The organism is Acetobacter sp. DsW_54 (assembly GCF_002153575.1).
Lineage (GTDB): Bacteria > Pseudomonadota > Alphaproteobacteria > Acetobacterales > Acetobacteraceae > Acetobacter > Acetobacter fabarum.
Genome location: NZ_JOPD01000011.1, coordinates 13,615 through 31,585 on the forward strand (window position 1 = coordinate 13,615; position 17,971 = coordinate 31,585).

Here is a 17,971-nt window from a genome sequence, read left to right on the forward strand (position 1 = left end):
AGATACGTGTGTACGGTCGGCTCACCCAACAGGGTGCAGGGCCGGGCGGGTAGCGGCCTGCTCCACCATAAACAGCCGGGCAAAACCCTGCGGCATGGAAGGAGCCAGCAGTTCCGGCTGCTCCCCCGCCGCCAGTGCGCTGAGAATACGCAACGGCCCGCCGTGTGAAAGCACACACGCGGCCTCCCCCTTACGGTGCATATCCTGCCAGAAGTCGGTAATGCGGTGGCAGAGCGCCAGACCGCTCTCCCCCTCCGGCGGGGCAAAGCTGGATGGGTCCCTAGCCCATTCATCCAGTTGCCTGCGCTCAATATCCTGCCAACGCAGCCCTTCCCAACGGCCAAAGTCCAGTTCGGCCAGCCTTGGGTCCACCCGCAGTTCCATACCGGTTGCCAATGCCAGACGTTGCGCCATATCCCGGCAGCGCTGTGCTGGCGAACTATACAGCACACGGCAGACCGCCCCCTTGGCCAGAACAGAAAGCCCGGACACGATTTTTTCCCATCCCGGACGCAACGCCACATCCTGCCTGCCGTAACAGACACCTTCAGGCAGCAGCACGGGAGCATGCCTTACCAGCAATACAGGAAAAGACTGCATGGCCTGTCTCCTCTTTTCATCTCTGTCCGTTGTTCACACCGACCAGACGGGCCAGACAAACCGGCCCCGACCTGCCCCAGACACTTTGCCGACAAGCCGGGCACACCACCACCCCCTTAATTCAGCCGCAAGACATGGTGATCGGCTCTGGCGCACTGGCCAGCACATGGAAAAAGGAGCCAGACACAAACCCACGCTGGCCACCACACATCCCCAGTTCCTCACCTATACCAGAGCGCAGACTGGCCAGTGGGGCATCCTGCCCCCCCTCCAGCACGGTGGCATAATGGAACTCATGCCCGCGCAAACGCGCCCCACGCGCACCCAGAACACCATCGGCTACAAGAGTGGCCTCACGGTAGCCCAGATTCAACTTGCGTCGCGCAAAAGACGTGCTGTGGCCAAGCAAACCTGCCATGCCATGCCGCACGCCCTGTGCATCTTCCAGCCCCTGCCCCAGCACCATAAAGCCCCCACATTCGCCGTGCACAGGCCGTGTGCGGGCAAAATGCGCCAACCCGGTACGGAAGGTGGCAGCCCCCGCCAGCACGCCTGCATGGAGTTCGGGGTAACCACCGGGGAGCCAGCAGGCTGTGCAGGATGGGTCCGGGGCTTCATCCGCCAGAGGGGAAAACGGCACCAGTTCCGCCCCGGCCTGCCGCCAGAACAGGGCCAGATGCCCATACAGGAAGGAAAAAGCCGCATCATCCGCCACGGCAATCCGCTGCCCCGGTGGTGGCAGCACGCCGGTCTGGGATAGTTCTTCCCCCACTCCGCTCTGCAAAGGCCGGGCAGCAGCCAGAATACCGTCCAGATCCAGCTCCCGCTCGGCCTTGTCTGCCAGATCGGACAGCCAGCCAGCGAGGTTCCCGTGCTCACGCGCCTGCACAAGCCCCAGATGCCGCTCTGGCAGGGTTTGCCCCATCTGCCGCATCAATGCGCCATAAACGGGTAGCTGCGCGGCCTGCACGGCCTCACGCCCCAGCCGCTCATGCCGGGGGGAGGCCACACGGTTGAGCACAACCCCGCTCACCTGCACATGGGGGGACCACTGCGCAAACCCCTTGGCGATTGGCCCCACAGACTGCCCCTGCCCCGACATGTCGAGCACAAGCAGAACCGGAATACCAAAATGCGCAGCAATATCGGACGGCGCCCCCCGCTGCCCGTCGGGCAGGGATAAGCCATCAAACAGCCCCATGGCCGATTCCACGACCAGAATATCCACATCCTGACAGGCCGCCTGCATAACACGGCCCAGCAGGGCATCGGGCATGCACCAGCTATCCAGATTAAGGCCCGGACGGCCCGTAATGGCGGCATGAAAAGCCGGGTCTATGTAATCCGGCCCGGTTTTGACCGCGCCAACCCGCAAACCCCGCCTGCCAAACGCTGCCAGCAGGGCCAGTGTAAGCGTTGTCTTGCCCCCGCCAGACCGTGGAGCAGCGACCATAATGGCCCGTGTTGTCATGCGTTATTCACCCTCATCCAGCACACAGGCCACGCTGTTACCGCGTGGGTGCCACAGACCACGCCGCATGGCCTCCTTGAAGCGCTGGCGCATGGCCTCCCTTGCCGCAAGGTTGGCCTGGCGTAAAAAATCATCACATTCCGCATTCCCCAGTGTTGCGGCAAACACCAGATCAAACTGCGGGTCAAAACGCTGGGGCATGGTGGCGGCAAAACCGTGCAGCGCGTCCAGCCCGCGTGCCAGTTCGGCAGCACCGGCATATCCGTGCTGCTGCATGCCTTTTATCCATTGCGGGTTGGCCAGACGGCCCCGCACAATGCGGGCGACCTCATCTGCTGTGCCGCGCAGGCGGGGGGATTGTGGGCGGGAGGTATCTCCGTGCAGAACCGCAGGTGCGCCCCCCGCCATGTGACTGGCGGCGGCCAGCCCCCCTTCATGCGCGGCAATATCGGGGCTTTCCAGCAAGTCGGTTTCGGCATTGTCCTGCACGTGCAGGACAGTTTCTGCCCGCCCCAGCAGGGTGGACAGGGCTGCCTGATCACGCGTGCCATCCCGCCCGCCACCATACATCCACGAGGAACCTTCCAGCCATGCGGCCCCCAGTTCTTCACGGTTATGCCATGTGCCGTGGAGCAGATGGTCCTCCACCCCGGTACCGTAACTTCCTGTGGCAGCACCAAAAATACGTGCGGTAGCCCGTTTGCGGGCCTCCCCTTCCAGCCCACGGGCCTGTGCTGCAAGGGGGTTCCAGTCATCAGGTTCACGCCGGGCGGCAACTGCGCTGACCGCCTGATCGAACAGGGCAATCTGCTCGCCAAAGGCATCCCGGAACAGGCCGGAAATACGGAGCGTGACATCCACCCTAGGCCGGTCCAGCACGGGGAGGGGAATAACCTCAAACCCGCACACATGGCCCGTGCTGGCAGTGCGCTGCACCTCTACCCCCATAAGGCGCAGGGCCAGAGCCAGATCCTCCCCCCCCGTGCGCAGGCTGGCTGAGCCCCACATATCCATAACAAGTCTGGTCAGGGGTTCGCCGTGTTCCTGCAGATGGCGGGTCAGCAGGACCTGCTCCATCCGGGTCGCCAGCACCACGGCAGACGGCGTTGGCAGGGCGCGCGGGTCCACGGTAAAAAGGTTGCGCCCGGTTGGCAGCACGTCAATACGCCCACGCGTGGGGGCGCCAGCGGGCCCAGCTGCCACCGGCTGCCCTGCCAGAGCTGCCAGCAGGGCGTGCATTTCCGCCGTGCCGCACTGCTTTATGCGTTGCGTAACATCGGCTACAAATGTCTGGTCCCCCTGCCGGGCACAGGCCTGTGCAATGGTTTGCACAAGAGCCGTGCAGCGCGGTGCTGTTTTGCCAAAAACATGTAGCCCGTCACGGATTTGCAGGTCCTTGACATCGCACAGATACGCATCCAGCCGTGCCAGTGCTTCTGTCTCATCCAACTCTCCGGGCCTGACACCACTTTCGGCCAGAACACCCGTGCGGGTTGCACGCTCCAGAATATCCGCCCGCAGCAGGGCACCACGGCGGGGGTCCAGCCCATCGGCCTCTGCGTATTCATCAATCAGGCGTTCGAGTTCCTGCATTTCGCCCGACAGGCTGGCCTGCATGACCGGGGGCGTCATATGCCCGATGGTTACGGCACCCAGACGCCTGCGGGCGGCAGCCGCCTCCCCCGGATTATTGACAATAAAGGGGTAAATGACCGGCATATCCCCCGTAAGCACCGCAGGCGCACAGAGCGGGGAAAGAGCCGTTGCCTTGCCCGGCAGCCATTCCAGCGTGCCGTGTGTGCCCAGATGCACCAGTGCATCCAGTTTTTGGCTGCGGCGTAGCCAGAGGTAAAACGCCACATAGGCGTGGCACGGTGGCTGGTCCGGGTCGTGATAAGTGGCTTTACGCTCTGCGGTTTTTCCTCGGTCGGGCTGCACGGCAAGGGTTATGGCACCCAAAGCCACATAACGCAGGTGGAATGCGCCATCCCTGACCGCTGCATCCTGCTCTGGCGGGCCCCATGCGTCCGCAATGGTGGCCATAAAGTCCGGCGGCAGTTCCGCGCTTAAAGCTTTATAATCTGCCAGAGATAAAACAGCCTGCGGGGGGGATTGAGCCATAAGGCGGGCCAGTTCCTGCGCGGCTGGCGCCGGCTGCTCCCCCAGTTGGTACCCCTTCTGCTGCATATGCTCCATAATGTTGTGCAGGCTGGCAAAACCATCCAGACCAACGGCATGGGCCACATGCGCGCTGCCCTGCTCCAACCCTGCGCCGGGATAGTCCGAGAGTACAATACCAACCCGTTTTTGCTCTACAGGCGTATGCCGCAACCGCGCCCATGCCTTGGCCCGTGCCGCCACCATGGCAATGCCGGCATCATACGCCACGCGCTGGGCAGGCAGCCCCGGAGCTGCCTCCTGACGGAAGGAAATGGGAAATGTGGCGATTGTTCCATCAAGTTCTGGCAGAACAACCTGCATGGCAAGGTCCGAGCGCCCCAGCCCGCGTGCGCTTTTAGCCCACAAGACCTGCGTACAGCCCGGCTGGAGCACCTGCAAAACAGGCGCACACGCCGCATCCAGCGGGGAACTCCCCAGCCCCCCACGAGCGGAAAAACAGGTGGCATTCAACACCACATCGGGCTTTGTGCGGCACAAATACTCAGCAACACCCTGCGCAACGCCGTGGTCCTTGAGGGATGTCACAAACAGCACCGCCACGGTGCAGCCCTGCCCGGCCAGCACCGCGGCCAGCCGTTCCACCCCCGCCATGTCCGATGCCTGAAGGTGCGCTCGGTAAAAAACCAGCACGGCCGAACAAACCGCCTGCTCACCGGCTGCCGGATACGTACGATAAACACCCCATGTGGGCAGAGGCTCGGGCTGTGTGCCGTCATCCTCCCCATATCCGGCAAGGGCTGACATAAGCCGCAGGGCTGCGGCCATGTTATCCGGCCCACCTTGGGCAAAAAAGCCGTTCAGGCGTTGCCATTGGGCGGCCTGCACACCGTAGGACAGTTCGGCCAGACGGGTATCTTCCACCGTACCGCCTGCTGGCTGCCCAGACCCACCGCACCCGGTATGACCGGGCAGAAACACGACGGGCACAGCCTGCTCGCGCGCCCACGCAGCCAGCTCCTCCACCCCGTAACGCCAGTAATCCAGCCCACCCAGCAGACGCACCACCACGCATCTGGCACCCTGCAAGGTACTTTCCACATACAGGTCGATCGACATGGGGTGCCGCAGGCGGGCCAGACTTGTCACCTGAACGGATGGTAAGCGGGCATGCACCTGCGCGCGCATCTGCTGTGCCGCGTGGCGCAACCCCAGCAGATCGCTCTCTGTAAAGGATAGAACAACAATATCCGCACCGGGCAGTCCCAGGTCTTCGGCTGTATTCTGTTCATCCAGTGTCCGGTTTTCGCGGACCAGAAGGTGCATGCCCGTAAACTCCCTTACGCAGCCAGATGGCCCGCAAGAGCGGTGGCAATGGCCGTGGCGTCCAACCCTTTCTGGCCGATGACCACAATGCGGCCCGTACGGTCCTCCCCAACACCGAGGGGACGGTCGAATTCATGCCGGAAGCGGCTGCCCACCCCCTGCACGGCCAGACGCATGGGTTTGCCTGCAACGCTTGCAAAGCCTTTCATACGCAGCACGTCAAAGCTGCGAGCCGTGTTTTGCAAGGTGGTCAGGAACTCATCCACACTGTGCTGTTCTGGCACGGCTACCACAAAACTTTCAAAATCATCATGTTCGTGCTCGCCATCTTCCGCATCGTGGTGGGATGGGCGGGCGGCAAGGTCGCTCTCGGCCGCAGCGCCAATGCCCAGCAGCACGGCGGGGTCTACCTTGCCTTCCGTTGCCCGCACAATCTGCACAGGGCGGGGAGCATGGTCCCGAATATGCTGCTCCACTGCTGCCAGTTGGGCTGCATCCAGCAGGTCGGTCTTGTTCAGCACTACCAGATCGGCAGCGTTGATCTGGTCTTCAAACACCTCGGCCAGCGGGTTGTCATGGTCCAGCGAGGGGTCTTCGGCCCGCTGTGCTTCCACGGCCTGCGGGTCATCCGCAAAGCGCCCGGCGGCTACGGCAGGGGCATCCACTACGGCCACAACGCCATCTACCGTCATGCGGTTACGCACCGTGGGCCAGCCAAACGCCTTGAGCAGAGGCTTGGGCAGGGCCAACCCTGATGTTTCAATCACCACATGTTCGGGTGGGTCGGCCCGGTCCAGCAGGGCTTCCATGGTGGGCAGGAAGTCATCCGCGACAGTGCAGCACAGGCAGCCATTGGTCAGTTCGACAATGTCTTCCTCGCGGCAACCTTCCACCCCGCAGCCACGCAGGATTTCGCCATCAATACCGAGCGAGCCGAATTCATTCACCACCACGGCAATACGGTGCCCCTGCGCCCGGCTGAGCAGGTGCCGCAGCAAGGTGGTTTTACCAGCGCCCAGAAAACCGGTAATAATGGTTACGGGCACACGTGTCTTGGCAGCAGTCATGGTTCTTCCTGTTCGTTATAAAGCGTTGCGGGCACACGCCCCAGCACCATATCGGCCAGCGTTGCAGGGCGGCGCGATGGCATAACAGTCCCTTTGGCCGAAGCCGCATACAGGCGGGCATAAGCCAGAATATCCTCAGCCTTTTCTGGCCCAAGGTGGCCCAGCAGCCATGTCCAGCGCTCGGGCATGGCTATGGCCGCAGTACACCCCCGGTCACACGCTGCCAGACAGGCCACCGGGCGCAGCGTGGCGGAAGGGACTACCCCAGCCAGATGCTCCGCATCCAGCAGAACCTGCAGGCGCTCGAGCAGTTGTTCACCCGGCGGGCAATCCATGGCAGGCCCGCCCCGCCTGCACGTAACGCAGACATGCAGCACGGGTGGCCCCGCCTGTGCTGAATGAGCAGAAGAGGAAGGCAAAGAGTGTTCGGCGGTCATGCGTCTTTCCAACAGGCCGTTTTTCCACAACGTGGGGTTGTGGCAGGCATGGGGCAGTAACAACCAGCCCTCTGCCACGCATATGGCAAAGAAAACGCACCACCGGGTGCATCCGTGCCTGCCGGGCACCCCGCCAGCAAACAACGCCAGAACGCAACCATTCCCACAAGAACGGCTTTACAGACTTGTGATGGCAGGTCTCCTGGCTTGTACCCTGCCTGCACCAGCCATGAACTGGCGCAAAGCGCTGTTCCGCTGCCTTCCCGAGTCCTGAAAGAACCAGTGGCAACCCCGAACACGGCCGGGGCGGAACATGATGGGTACTTACAGTTGCGGGGGCAGCGACGGCCTTGCACCGGTCTTCCCTTTTCACCCCCGGTCAGGGGCACCATCAAGTGCGGGCATGATGTGCACAAAAACCCTGCCGATTCAAGGCATGTCGCGCTGTGGCCAAGCATAGCTGCACGGCACGAACAGGCCGTTAAGGACCACCCTGTGCCGTAGAGTGCGGAACATGATTGACCCACAGAGTAGGCTGGCCTAGTTTGCCCATATACTTTTTATCTCAACTATAATGACACTAAGTTAATGGACCGCATGACTGAGCAGCGCCACATGCCAGCACTGGACGAAACGTATTTTCCCGGCATGGCGCTGACCTTCCGGGTCATGCGGTTGGCAACGCTCTGGCGTACGCAACTGGACCGGGCTTTGCGCCCGCATGGCATGTCCCTTGCTGTCATGCGGCCCATGGCCTACCTGCGCATGTTGCCTGAAGGGGCGACCCAGCGTGACCTGGCCCAGACCATGAACATAGACTGCTCTGCACTGGTGCGCGTGCTTGACCTGCTGGAAAAACAAAAGCTGGTCACCCGTAAACCCGATGCGCAGGACCGCCGCGCAAAACGCCTGTTTTTGACAGATGCGGGGCGGGAACAATGCAGGCTGTTCCATACGATTGCCGCCGAACTCGAGCAGACCATACGGCACTCGCTCCCTCCGGCTCAGGCCGATAGCCTGACACAGACCCTCTCCTCCTTGCTCGAAGCGCACCATGCCCACACGCTCTGACCTGCTCACACTGCCCGGCTCGCTCATGCACTGGGCCAACCAGCGTTTTGCTCCCGCAGTTTTTGCCGATGATGCCCGCTGGAACGGCTTTACCGCCACAGCGGGCTATACCATGCGTGTGTTCCTTTCCATTGGCATTGCGCTTTTTCTGGCCTTTGTTTTTCAGCTCCAGTCCCCTCTCAGTGCGGCCACAACGGTGCTGATTGTCTCCAACCCCACGGTTGGGGCCATGGTTTCCAAAAGTGTGTGGCGTCTTATTGGTACCCTGATCGGGGCCGCGATCAGCGTGGGGGTTATGGCTGTTTTTGTGCAGTCCCCCGTTCTCTACTTTGCGGTTCTGTCCGTTTTTGTCGGCCTTGCCTGTATGGTCGCCACGTTTTTGCGGTTTTTTCGTGCGTATGCGGCGGTGCTGACCGGCTATACGATTGTAATTATTGCAGCCCCTGCGTTTGCCAACCCCGATGGCATTTTTCTGTCCGCCATGAGCCGCCTTTCTGTTGTGGCAACGGGCATTGTGGTTACGGCCTGCGTGTTCATGGTCACATCCGTGCGCAAACCCAGCACCGTGCTGCACAAGCTTGGTCAGGCGTTCCGGGAAACTGTTCTGCACGCCAGAACATTTCATAAAGCTGAGAGTGAACGCACAACGCCCGAAGCGCTTGATGCCACTGTAACCAGCACGCTGGAAAAACAGGAACAGAAAACCCAGAGCACCAACGCGGCTTTTCGTGGGTTCAGCCAACCGATTTATGACAGCCGCAGCAAACTGCTGGCCAACATGACCGGCCTGACCCCCGCCATAGAATTTGCCGCAGCCGATGACCCGGATATGCAAAACCGCGTGCGCAACCTGCGCCTGTGCTTAAGCCGCCTGACGGGTTTGATTGTCAGCTACCACCCATACTGGTTGACCTTTTCTGCCGGGGTGGAAGAAACCCGCGCCGTACACCTGCTGGTTGCCCAGACACTGGGCCGGATTCTGGAACTGACGGAAAACCCCGACTGGCTGACAAACCCCGCCCCGCTCTCCACCTGCCTGCATGACGCCCTGAAAACACTGGAACAGCTTGCCCGCCAGACCACCAGCACCACCACCCTGGCCGCACTGGACAACACGCGGGACGCACTGGTGCAGATGGACCTTGCCCTGCATGACCTGACCAGCCTGCGCCCCGACCGCACACAGGCCAACATCCAGCCTTATCTGGAATGGCCAACAGCCCTGCGCAACGGCGTGCGCGGGAGCTTTATTGCCCTGCTGGCGGGCATGTTGTGGTATGTTCTACACTGGAGTTCTGGCCCGCTGCTGATCATATACACCGTTGCGGCATCCAGCCTTTTGTCCACCACGCCCTCAGCGGCCAAGGCCAGCCCCATGATGGCGGCAGGCACTTTTCTGGCCATACCCATGGGGTTTTTATGCCACACGCTGGCCTTGCCACGCATAGATGGCTACCCCCTACTCTGGCTTAGTCTCTGCCTGTTCCTGCTGCCGGGCGTGTGGTTGCAGTTCCACCCGCGTTACAGCATTGGCGCGTTTGGGTATGCCGTGTTTTTTACCATGATGCTCTCGGTCAATAACCCGATTGTGTATGACGACCTGACCCTGACCAACAACTGGATGAGCATGGTGGCAGCATGCGCCCTGCTGGCCATTGTTTTCAGGGTTATTCTGCCTGCCGACCACAGGCTGGATGCCGCACGGCTGGTAACGTCCCTGACGCGCAGTATTCAAAAACTGGCGCGCACCCCTTATGGCCGCACCGAACCATGGGTGGCGTGGGAAGGGCTGCAACTGCAAAAAATCTCACGCCTGATGATGCGCCTTTCCTTTATTACCACCAATCTGGACCGGCAGGGTTATACGGATGCGGCTTTTGCTTCGCTCTCCCTTGGCAGGCTGATTGTGCGGCTCAAATGGAACGCGGCCCACGCAACGCTGGACCCGCAGGCACAAACCGCTCTGACAAACGCGTTTAACGCCTTTGCCCAACTGCGCCATAACCCGGCAGAAACAGCCAGTGCACTCAAACAGGCGGCTATGGCCATTCGTACCATTCCAACGCAGGAGGCCGGACTATCCCTAACCCGTGACCGAACCCTGTCCTGCCTGGAGCAGGCGGCCAATATCATTCTCTCCGTGCCCGGTTTTTTCCATGATCACGGCCCCATCCAGCAGGCAGAAGACCTGACACGACCTGCCATTCCCGTTTCTGTCCACCCGGCTGCGCGCTAGCTTTTTACTACGGACCTGCTGGGGGAATATCCCCAATACTGTAAAAAACAAATTTTAGAGAGCAACGAACTTTATAGTTTGTTTTAATAAATTAGTTTTTACGCTGTTAATATATTTTTTATGGGAACTTAACCTAACAACACCTCTTATAACCGAGCCATTACATTAATCTCCATAAGAAGAAACACCATGGCTCAAACTGATCTTGCGCTCCACACCCCCCTGCGGGCCAACCCGGCCCCGCTTGGCCTGATGGGGTTTGGCATGACCACCATTCTGCTCAACCTGCACAATGCAGGGTTTGTACCCATGGGCTCCGCCATTCTGGCCATGGGCCTGCTTTTTGGCGGCATTGCACAAATTATTGCGGGTATTCTGGAATACGGCGCGGGCAACACCTTTGGCATGACAGCCTTTATCTCCTACGGGGCATTCTGGCTGACCCTGGTGGCCCTTATTGCCATGCCGCACACGGGCATTGTGCCTGCAAGCTCACCCGCTCTGGTGGGCAGTTACCTGCTCCTCTGGGGGTTGTTCACCTTTGTCCTGTTTTTGGGCACACTGCGGGCTACACGCGCGCATCAGGTTATTTTTGGCACGCTGGTCATTCTGTTTGTATTGCTGGGGCTGGGTGATCTGCTGGCCCAGCCGGGGCTTACGGTTATCGCGGGTTACGAAGGACTGATATGTGGCCTGTCCGCCGTGTATCTGGCTGCAGCCGAAATTCTGGAAGCCCAGTTCAAATGCCCGGTCCTGCCTGTTGGGCCTTATACCCCCGCCGCAGCCTGAAGCTGCCACAGCCCATATTTTTCCAAAACAGCACGCTTTTTTAAATAATATTAGCAACGGCCCTTACCCTACGCCATGACCGGGTAAGGGCTGCTGTGCTGCCTGCCTAACTGGTTAACGCGGCTTCCAGTGCTGCCACATCCACCGCAGCCAGCATTGAGGGCTGCCAGAGCGGGGCGTTATCGCGGTCGATCAGGCGCGCACGCACACCTTCCACAAAATCCGGACGGCCCAGCATGTAACGGACCAGCCGCCCTTCAATCGCAAAAGCCTCCTGCAACGAGGACGCCTTGCGGGCATGTTGCCAGCCATACCATGCCGCAAAAATGGACGTTGGGCAGGCGCGTGAAATGTCCTGCAAATCCGTTTGCGCTACATTCTGGTCCGAACATTCCAGCCCACGCACAATGTGCTCCAGACTGGCCGAGGGGTCGTATTCCTCCAGCGTGCAAGCCTGTGCGGGCAAGGCTAGCGGGCGAATAAGCCCAAACACATCCTCCACCGGGCGCAGGGCCAGTAACCCGCGCAGATTATCCAGACTATCCGATGGCACCATATAGTCCGCAAAGCCCATGGCCACGGCCTCTACCCCGTTCATGCGCCCACCGGTCAGGGCAAGCCGCAACCCAGCGCCACCGGGGGCGCGTGACAACAGCCACGACCCACCCGCATCGGGCACAAGCCCTATGGATGTTTCAGGCATAGCTACAATGGAGCGTTCGGTCACAACCCGGTAACGGGCATGACCACCCAGCCCCACACCGCCACCCATGGCAATACCATCCATGAACGACACAACAGGCTTGGCATACTGCGCTATGTGCAACATGGTCTGGTAAACACGGTCCATCAGCTCAAACGCATGGTCCGGGCCATCCGCCAGCAGCACGTCCCGTATGGCCTTGAGGTCTCCGCCTGCGCAGAACGCGCGCGGAGCACTGCTTTGCAGCAACACGACCTGCACGGATGGATCATCCCGCCATGCGGCCAGAGCGCGTTCAATACCGGTTGCCATCTCCAGATCAACGGCATTCAGCCGTTTGGGCTTGTCCAGTATGATACATCCCAGATGCCCCCGCCGGGCCGTTCGCACGCATGCCGTGCCGGAAAGGACGTCCTCGATCATTGCTTTCCTCTTTGTTTCATGCACAAACACGTAGCCATCAACCGTTGTGATGAGGACAGCAGATGTTGGCTCCGGAGACCAGTGCCTATCGTGAAGCCATGGCCAGACTGGGTGCGGCCGTGAATATTGTAACTACAGGAACGCTGGATAACCCGGTCGGATTTACTGCATCTGCCGTTTGCTCCGTGACCGACACGCCCCCCACATTGCTGGTATGCCTGAACCGCAACAGTCGTGCGCGCTCTGCCTTTTATGAGGGAGGGGCCATGTGCGTCAATGTTCTCACGTCCAGCCAGCAGGACCTGTCCAACCATTTTGCAAGCCCGAACACCATGGTAGAACGCTTTGCCGCCGGCCACTGGCAGACACTGGCCACCGGTGCTCCGGTCCTGCACGAAGCCGCCGCGACCTTTGACTGCCAGATCAGCCAGATTGTGGAAGTGGGCACCCATAGTGTTCTTTTTGGCGTTGTGCAGGGTATTTTATGCCATGCGGGTGCAGAAGGGCTTGTTTATTTTAACCGCAGATACCACTCTCTACCTTATCAGCAGGGTTAACGGTGGCCCAAAGGGCGCTGCACCCCTGTTTACATAAGGAGCATAACTGATGGTCCGTAAACATTCCCAAAGCCGCGCTCTGGCCCTTCCCGCCACACGGAACCAGATGGTACTGGCCCTGTACGCGGCCCTGACCGCTGCCGTTGTTCTGGGCACGGGCCTGAACTGGCTGCTCACCTAAAAATTACCGCACAGCAGGCACCATCTGCCCGGCTTTAACACCCGCGCAGATGGGCCACCAGATTGGCAGCGGCAAACACAGCACTCCCCAGCAACGCAATCCAGAAGGATGCGGGGCAGTCGCTCAGCCATGACAGGCACAACCCGCCCCATGCTTCAAACAGGGCAAGGGCAAATGCTACAGCCATGCCCAGCATTGGGCCAAAACCCAGACGCAGGCTGGCAGCAGCCGGGGCCACCATAAGGGTGAAAACCAGCAGCACGCCGGTAATCTGTGAACACATGGCCGTGGCAATACCCACCAGCGCCAGAAACAGCACATCCAGCAGGCGCAGGTTAACGCCTTTGGCCTCAGCCACATCAGGCTGGAGAGAGGCGAACAGTAAAGGCCTGCTCATAACGCCAAGGCACACAACACAGCCAATGGCCAGTGCACCCAGCCAGTAAAGGCTGGATGGGGAAATACCCAGAATATCACCAAACAGCAAAGCTGTGGCGGCCCCTGCCGAGCGCGTGAGAAAATGCAGACACAAAGCTCCGGTGCCCATGGCGAGCGACAATACCAGCCCGATCATAACATCCCGGCCGATCACCCGGTCGCTTGCCATGCCCATACCCATACCGCTGACAACCGCACTCAACCCGAACCCCAGCAGCGCGGGTTGCCCCCACAACAAAGCAGCACCCGCCCCGGCAAAGCCAACATGCGAGAGCGCATGGCTGGCAAAGCTCTGCCCCCGCAGCACCAGAAACCACCCTACGGGACCGCAGACAAAAGCCGCCAGAAAAGCAGCCACAAATGCGGTGCGCATAAACTCGTAGGCAAACATCAGCGCGTATGCTCCGCACAGTCACAACAATGCAGGGTGTCTGCCCCGCCATCGGCCACCACAAACAGGCGACCATCTGCGCGCACCACCTCGACCGGCGCACCGTAGAGCGCACTCAGGGCCGGGGTTGTCATAACCTCATCCACACTCCCCAACAACGCCTTGCCATGCGCCAGATAAAGAACGTGGTCCATAAACCCCATAAGCGGGTTAATATCATGCGTGGAAAACAGAACCGTTAACCCCCGCTCACGCGCCAGATCATAAATCCGGCGCGTAGTCTCACGCATGCGGGCGGGGTCCAGACTGGCCAAGGGTTCATCCAGCAGCAGAATACGCGGCTGGTCCAGCAGGGCCTGCGCCAGCAAAAGCCGCTGCCGCTCCCCACCGGAAAGAGACATGACCGGCCGCATGGCCAGATCCTGCGCGTCCACCGCATCCAATGCGGCGTTTACTTCTGCCCGGGCGCTGGCCGAGCACCATGGCAGGCCCCAGGCACGCCCCTGCAAAGCGGCGGCCACCATGTGCCACCCATTAAGCTGCCCGGCAACCATACGCCGCATTTGCGGCATATAGCCCACAGGCATGCGGCCCTTGCCAAAACTCTGCCCTTCCACGCGCACATAGCCCTGCTCTGGCGTGGTAAGCCCCAGAATGGCGCGAAAGAGCGAGGTTTTACCAGCGCCATTGCCCCCCAGCACAGCCACAAAGCTGCCCGGTGGAATGGCAAAGCTGACCTGGTCAAGCACACGCCGCCCGCCATACGACACACTGAGCTGCCCGGCCTCGATAGCCGGAGTGCTCACTGCTGCACTCCCAGAAGCTGGCCTGTGCGTGCAAGAATATCATGCACCCAGACCTGCCAGTGCTTGCGCGGTGGCAGCATTTCAGACAGCGGCATGGTGGGCACATTGGACTGCTGCGCCAGTTCCAGCAGATGCCGGACGGATGGTTCTTCCACCTGCTGGTTATAAACCAGCATTTTCAGGCGCTTGTCTTTCAGGTCGCTCTCAAATGTTGCAACGGTGGAAGGGGCTGGTTCCACATCGTTCATGATTGCAAGCTGGTAGGCCTGTTCGTCCATCTGCAAACCCAGCAGATCTGCCAGAGGGGTGAACAGCGGTTCGGTTGCAGCCACGTGCATGCCCGCGACATGCTGCTTCAGCAAACCCGCGTAAGCCTGAATGGACTGGATGGCCAACTGCATCTTTTGCGCCCGGCCTGCGTATCCATCCGCATGGTCGGGGTCTATGTGGGCGCAGGCTTCGGCAAAATGCTGCACAAAAGCGCTGACCGCATCCATATTGAACCACAGATGCGGGTTGCCCCCTTCCTGCCAGCCTGACCACGAATCGGCCTTAACATACCGCACGGGCAACAGGCCGGAGGCGGCAACCAGCTTGTCGGCCCATGCATCGTACCCTGCGCCATTGGCCACAACCAGTTCTGCTGCCGCAATCATGCGCGCATCGGTCGGGGTGGCCTGATATTCGTGCGGGTCCACCGTGGGGGAGGACAAAATGGCCACAACCCGCATGTCTGGTGCGGCAATCTGTGCGGCAATATCACCCCACGTATTTTCCGCTGCCACAACAAGCGGCATTTTGGCGGCCTGCGCGCTCCCGGCCACAAACCCGAGCGTGCTGACCACGCCCAATGCGCAAAGAGCTGTTTTTAACCAGAAACTCTGTTTTTTCTTACCCGGAAGAACCATGACGCCGACACCTCAATCAATGATATGTAATAATATTACATTAGTTCTGATCATCCGTCACCTCACCACGCATGTCTGGCCTTCCTCTTCTGGCTCGTTTAGGCTAGAAACAAGAGAGAACGGATGATGAACATGCAGACCAGAACACCAGCCTCCTCCCCAGCAGATAACGGCTACGGTTTTTCGGACCGTATTCAGCGCCAGCTTGAACACGCTGCTCACCTCTGCGCCGGGCAGGGAGGACGCATGACCCCGCAACGGCGTGATGTTCTGGGCCTGATCCTGACTGCCACAACGCCGGTTGGAGCCTACGACCTGCTTGAACAGCTCAAAACATCGGGCCGCAAACCTGCCCCCCCTACCGTTTACCGCGCGCTCGATTTTTTGCTCGAACATGGTCTTATTCACCGCATTGAACGCCTGTCCGCCTTTGTGCCGTGCACCCACCTCCAGCATGACCATCCTCACGACCACTCTCATGGACCGGCGGAAACCTGCCTGCATAGCGCGCAGTTCCTGATCTGCCGGAGCTGTGGCGGTGTGACCGAAATTGCCGATGCCCCGCGTGTTCTGGACGTATTGAAAAGCATTTGTGGCAAAAAAAACTTTACCATGCAAAGCGCATCAGTCGAAGTGGAAGGTGTGTGTGAGGACTGCGCCCCCGCCACACGCGGCCAGAAGGGGCCTGCCCCAGCCCCCAACTGATGGAACACCCCGCCCCAACCGGCCCTGTTCAGCCAGACCTGCCAACCCTGCCTGCTGGCAAGGTGCGCAAACCCATTCGGGCGGGTAAAAAAACAGCCAGACCCAAAACAGTTTCCACAACACCGGGCCTGCAACAGACAGACCTGTTTGCCCTACCCCTGCCCCCACTCCCCCGCTCGCACTTCCTGCCCGACGAAATCCGCCTGAGCCTTGTGCCTGCACCGGAAAAGCTCCCGCCTGCTGGTGAAGACTGTTTTTTATACATAGTTGTTTCGCAAAACCATGCGCAACACCTTATGGCCGCCGGCCTCCCCTTAAACCGACGCGCGCCTCTTATGCTGACCGAGCGGGCCGGGATTGCCGCATGGCTGGCAAAAACGGCAGAAACCACGGCGTGTGATGCCCATAACATGCCTGTTGTGCTCAAGCTCAAACGCTCCCTTGTTGCGCAAGCTCTGGAGCTGGAGCCAGACCATACGGCAGAATTTGCCACACCATGCTACCTTCTCAGCGGCAATTAAACATTCTTGATCAACAGGCCCAGTTTTATGACAGATGATGCCCTTCTTGCTCAGACAACCCGCAACGGCATTGTGGAATCCAGCCATTATGGCGCTGCCATTGTTGTGGATGCCCACGGCAAAACCGTTTTTTCCGCCGGGGACTGCACAACACCTGTTTTTCCACGCTCCACGGTCAAGGCGTTACAAGCACTCCCCCTGCTGACCGAAGGTGCAGCAGACCGCTTTGCCCTACCGGACAAAGCGTTGGCACTGGCCTGTGCCTCCCATCAGGGGGAGCCAGAACATATTGCTGTTGCCACAGACATGCTTGCCCGCACGGGTCTGGATTATGGTGTGCTCGAATGTGGTACCCACTGGCCGCTGGATACAGCCGCCGCCCGCGGGCTGGCAGCGGCGGGGGAGGCACCCTGCGCACTCCATAACTGCTGTTCGGGCAAGCATGCGGGCTTTATCTGCCTCTCCTGCGCAACCGGGAAGGACGTGGCCCACTACACACGCCCGGAACACCCCGTAATGCAAACAGTTGCCCAAACACTACAGGAGGTTACCGGAGCCCCCCACACCACGGCCAACAGGGCTGTGGATGGATGCGCCATTCCCACATGGGCTATCCCCCTGTCTGCGCTGGCGCTGGGTTATGCCCGCTTTGCCAGCGGCATTGGTCTTTCCCCCGACCGGGCATTGGCCGCACAACGCCTCCGCAACGCCATAGCCCAGAACCCGTTCATGATCGCGGGCAGCGGGCAGTTTGACACGCGGATCATGACCGAACTGGCCCCGAAGGTCCTGACAAAAATGGGGGCTGAGGGCGTGATGATTGTCGCCCTACCAGAACAGAAGCTGGGTATGGCCATAAAATGCCGTGATGGCGGCGTACGCGCGGCAGAAACTGCGGCAGCAGCCCTGATTGCCCGTTTTGCCCGCATAGAGGACGCACCTGTTTTAACACACTTCATGCGCCGCCCGCTTAAAAACTGGAATGGTCAGTTCATCGGGGAATTGCGTGCATCCAGCTTACTGGCGCAGGCTTATCTGCCACCTGCTCCATCGGCTCAGAACTAGGCATAAAAAAACCGGATAACCCAAACGGTTATCCGGAATTATGGGCCTTTGCACAGTTTACCGGGCAATCCAGTGCGGTAAAGGGAGCAAAAACCCGGCCAAACAATGCAAGCCTGACCAACCTGTATGGTCAGGCTCACACCGTAAAGCTGCTTAAC

Annotated in this window: 17 protein-coding genes and 1 riboswitch; of the genes, 8 read left to right on the forward strand and 9 right to left on the reverse strand. The window is 60.2% G+C overall.

Going from position 1 to position 17,971, the window contains the following annotated elements; genetic code table 11:
- Positions 1-21: 21 nt before the first annotated feature.
- From HK20_RS06075 to HK20_RS06095, 5 genes are all read right to left on the reverse strand, one after another.
- Positions 22-600: a histidine phosphatase family protein gene (locus tag HK20_RS06075; RefSeq protein WP_086646197.1), complete on the reverse strand. Its 579-nt coding sequence runs from the start codon at positions 598-600 to the stop codon at positions 22-24.
- A 121-nt stretch (positions 601-721) separates the two neighbouring features.
- Complete coding sequence (locus HK20_RS06080) at positions 722-2,071, reverse strand: cobyrinate a,c-diamide synthase (RefSeq protein WP_086646198.1); 1,350 nt, start codon at positions 2,069-2,071, stop codon at positions 722-724.
- A gap of 3 nt (positions 2,072-2,074) precedes the next feature.
- Entirely contained in the window at positions 2,075-5,515 is a 3,441-nt protein-coding gene (cobN, locus tag HK20_RS06085; RefSeq protein WP_086646199.1) for a cobaltochelatase subunit CobN, read from the reverse strand.
- 14 nt (positions 5,516-5,529) lie between these two features.
- On the reverse strand, positions 5,530-6,582 hold the full coding sequence (cobW, locus tag HK20_RS06090) for a cobalamin biosynthesis protein CobW (RefSeq protein WP_086646200.1): 1,053 nt from the start codon (positions 6,580-6,582) through the stop codon (positions 5,530-5,532).
- Positions 6,579-7,019 (reverse strand): DUF1636 domain-containing protein, encoded by a 441-nt coding sequence (locus tag HK20_RS06095; protein WP_086646252.1) that lies wholly within the window; start codon positions 7,017-7,019, stop codon positions 6,579-6,581. The genes cobW and HK20_RS06095 overlap by 4 nt, the downstream gene beginning before the upstream one ends.
- Positions 7,020-7,193: 174 nt before the next feature.
- Positions 7,194-7,427, reverse strand: a riboswitch (cobalamin riboswitch).
- Between the two features lie 180 nt (positions 7,428-7,607).
- Between HK20_RS06095 and HK20_RS06100 the strand changes: the two genes are divergently transcribed.
- The 3 genes from HK20_RS06100 to HK20_RS06110 all read left to right on the forward strand — a co-directional run bounded on the left by HK20_RS06100 (position 7,608) and on the right by HK20_RS06110 (position 11,115).
- Positions 7,608-8,090, forward strand: coding sequence for a MarR family transcriptional regulator (locus HK20_RS06100; protein WP_341461176.1), 483 nt, complete (start codon positions 7,608-7,610; stop codon positions 8,088-8,090).
- A 25-nt stretch (positions 8,091-8,115) separates the two neighbouring features.
- A complete protein-coding gene (locus HK20_RS06105) occupies positions 8,116-10,326 on the forward strand; it encodes an FUSC family protein (protein ID WP_369823037.1) in 2,211 nt (736 codons plus the stop codon).
- Between the two features lie 189 nt (positions 10,327-10,515).
- Positions 10,516-11,115, forward strand: coding sequence for an acetate uptake transporter (locus HK20_RS06110; protein WP_086646202.1), 600 nt, complete (start codon positions 10,516-10,518; stop codon positions 11,113-11,115).
- A 106-nt stretch (positions 11,116-11,221) separates the two neighbouring features.
- Here HK20_RS06110 and HK20_RS06115 read toward each other — a convergent pair whose 3' ends face one another.
- Positions 11,222-12,241 (reverse strand): enoyl-CoA hydratase/isomerase family protein, encoded by a 1,020-nt coding sequence (locus HK20_RS06115; RefSeq protein WP_086646203.1) that lies wholly within the window; start codon positions 12,239-12,241, stop codon positions 11,222-11,224.
- A 62-nt stretch (positions 12,242-12,303) separates the two neighbouring features.
- Between HK20_RS06115 and HK20_RS06120 the strand changes: the two genes are divergently transcribed.
- Complete coding sequence (locus tag HK20_RS06120) at positions 12,304-12,798, forward strand: flavin reductase (protein WP_086646204.1); 495 nt, start codon at positions 12,304-12,306, stop codon at positions 12,796-12,798.
- 49 nt (positions 12,799-12,847) lie between these two features.
- Complete coding sequence (locus tag HK20_RS13300) at positions 12,848-12,979, forward strand: hypothetical protein (RefSeq protein ID WP_255375217.1); 132 nt, start codon at positions 12,848-12,850, stop codon at positions 12,977-12,979.
- Between the two features lie 34 nt (positions 12,980-13,013).
- On the opposite strand, the gene HK20_RS06125 is transcribed toward HK20_RS13300, so the two are convergent.
- The 3 genes from HK20_RS06125 to HK20_RS06135 are packed head-to-tail and all read right to left on the reverse strand — an operon-like array spanning position 13,014 to position 15,522.
- The gene (locus tag HK20_RS06125; protein WP_086646205.1) at positions 13,014-13,808 is read right to left on the reverse strand and encodes a metal ABC transporter permease; all 795 of its coding nucleotides are present in this window, start codon (positions 13,806-13,808) and stop codon (positions 13,014-13,016) included.
- Positions 13,808-14,614, reverse strand: a complete 807-nt coding sequence (locus HK20_RS06130; protein ID WP_086646206.1) for a metal ABC transporter ATP-binding protein — start codon at positions 14,612-14,614, stop codon at positions 13,808-13,810. Before HK20_RS06130 ends, HK20_RS06125 begins: the two co-directional genes overlap by 1 nt.
- A complete protein-coding gene (locus HK20_RS06135) occupies positions 14,611-15,522 on the reverse strand; it encodes a metal ABC transporter solute-binding protein, Zn/Mn family (protein WP_086646207.1) in 912 nt (303 codons plus the stop codon). Before HK20_RS06135 ends, HK20_RS06130 begins: the two co-directional genes overlap by 4 nt.
- Positions 15,523-15,645: 123 nt before the next feature.
- Here HK20_RS06135 and HK20_RS06140 point away from each other — a divergent pair, with 123 nt between their 5' ends.
- Genes HK20_RS06140 through HK20_RS06150 form a run of 3 tightly spaced genes read left to right on the forward strand, consistent with a single transcriptional unit; the run spans position 15,646 to position 17,813 of the window.
- Positions 15,646-16,227: a Fur family transcriptional regulator gene (locus HK20_RS06140; protein ID WP_086646208.1), complete on the forward strand. Its 582-nt coding sequence runs from the start codon at positions 15,646-15,648 to the stop codon at positions 16,225-16,227.
- A complete protein-coding gene (locus HK20_RS06145; protein WP_233129103.1) occupies positions 16,227-16,748 on the forward strand; it encodes a hypothetical protein in 522 nt (173 codons plus the stop codon). Before HK20_RS06140 ends, HK20_RS06145 begins: the two co-directional genes overlap by 1 nt.
- A 27-nt stretch (positions 16,749-16,775) precedes the next feature.
- Complete coding sequence (locus HK20_RS06150; RefSeq protein WP_086646209.1) at positions 16,776-17,813, forward strand: asparaginase; 1,038 nt, start codon at positions 16,776-16,778, stop codon at positions 17,811-17,813.
- Positions 17,814-17,971 lie beyond the last annotated feature (158 nt).

Excerpts from the sequence above, each read along its gene's own strand:
- HK20_RS06075 (WP_086646197.1), bottom strand. The coding sequence starts at position 600 with ATGCAGTCTTTTCCTGTATTGCTGGTAAGGCATGCTCCCGTGCTGCTG.
- HK20_RS06080 (WP_086646198.1), bottom strand. The coding sequence starts at position 2,071 with ATGACAACACGGGCCATTATGGTCGCTGCTCCACGGTCTGGCGGGGGC.
- cobN (WP_086646199.1), bottom strand. The coding sequence starts at position 5,515 with ATGCACCTTCTGGTCCGCGAAAACCGGACACTGGATGAACAGAATACA.
- cobW (WP_086646200.1), bottom strand. The coding sequence starts at position 6,582 with ATGACTGCTGCCAAGACACGTGTGCCCGTAACCATTATTACCGGTTTT.
- HK20_RS06095 (WP_086646252.1), bottom strand. The coding sequence starts at position 7,019 with ATGACCGCCGAACACTCTTTGCCTTCCTCTTCTGCTCATTCAGCACAG.
- HK20_RS06100 (WP_341461176.1), top strand. The coding sequence starts at position 7,608 with ATGGACCGCATGACTGAGCAGCGCCACATGCCAGCACTGGACGAAACG.
- HK20_RS06105 (WP_369823037.1), top strand. The coding sequence starts at position 8,116 with ATGCACTGGGCCAACCAGCGTTTTGCTCCCGCAGTTTTTGCCGATGAT.
- HK20_RS06110 (WP_086646202.1), top strand. The coding sequence starts at position 10,516 with ATGGCTCAAACTGATCTTGCGCTCCACACCCCCCTGCGGGCCAACCCG.
- HK20_RS06115 (WP_086646203.1), bottom strand. The coding sequence starts at position 12,241 with ATGATCGAGGACGTCCTTTCCGGCACGGCATGCGTGCGAACGGCCCGG.
- HK20_RS06120 (WP_086646204.1), top strand. The coding sequence starts at position 12,304 with ATGTTGGCTCCGGAGACCAGTGCCTATCGTGAAGCCATGGCCAGACTG.
- HK20_RS13300 (WP_255375217.1), top strand. The coding sequence starts at position 12,848 with ATGGTCCGTAAACATTCCCAAAGCCGCGCTCTGGCCCTTCCCGCCACA.
- HK20_RS06125 (WP_086646205.1), bottom strand. The coding sequence starts at position 13,808 with ATGTTTGCCTACGAGTTTATGCGCACCGCATTTGTGGCTGCTTTTCTG.
- HK20_RS06135 (WP_086646207.1), bottom strand. The coding sequence starts at position 15,522 with ATGGTTCTTCCGGGTAAGAAAAAACAGAGTTTCTGGTTAAAAACAGCT.
- HK20_RS06140 (WP_086646208.1), top strand. The coding sequence starts at position 15,646 with ATGATGAACATGCAGACCAGAACACCAGCCTCCTCCCCAGCAGATAAC.
- HK20_RS06145 (WP_233129103.1), top strand. The coding sequence starts at position 16,227 with ATGGAACACCCCGCCCCAACCGGCCCTGTTCAGCCAGACCTGCCAACC.
- HK20_RS06150 (WP_086646209.1), top strand. The coding sequence starts at position 16,776 with ATGACAGATGATGCCCTTCTTGCTCAGACAACCCGCAACGGCATTGTG.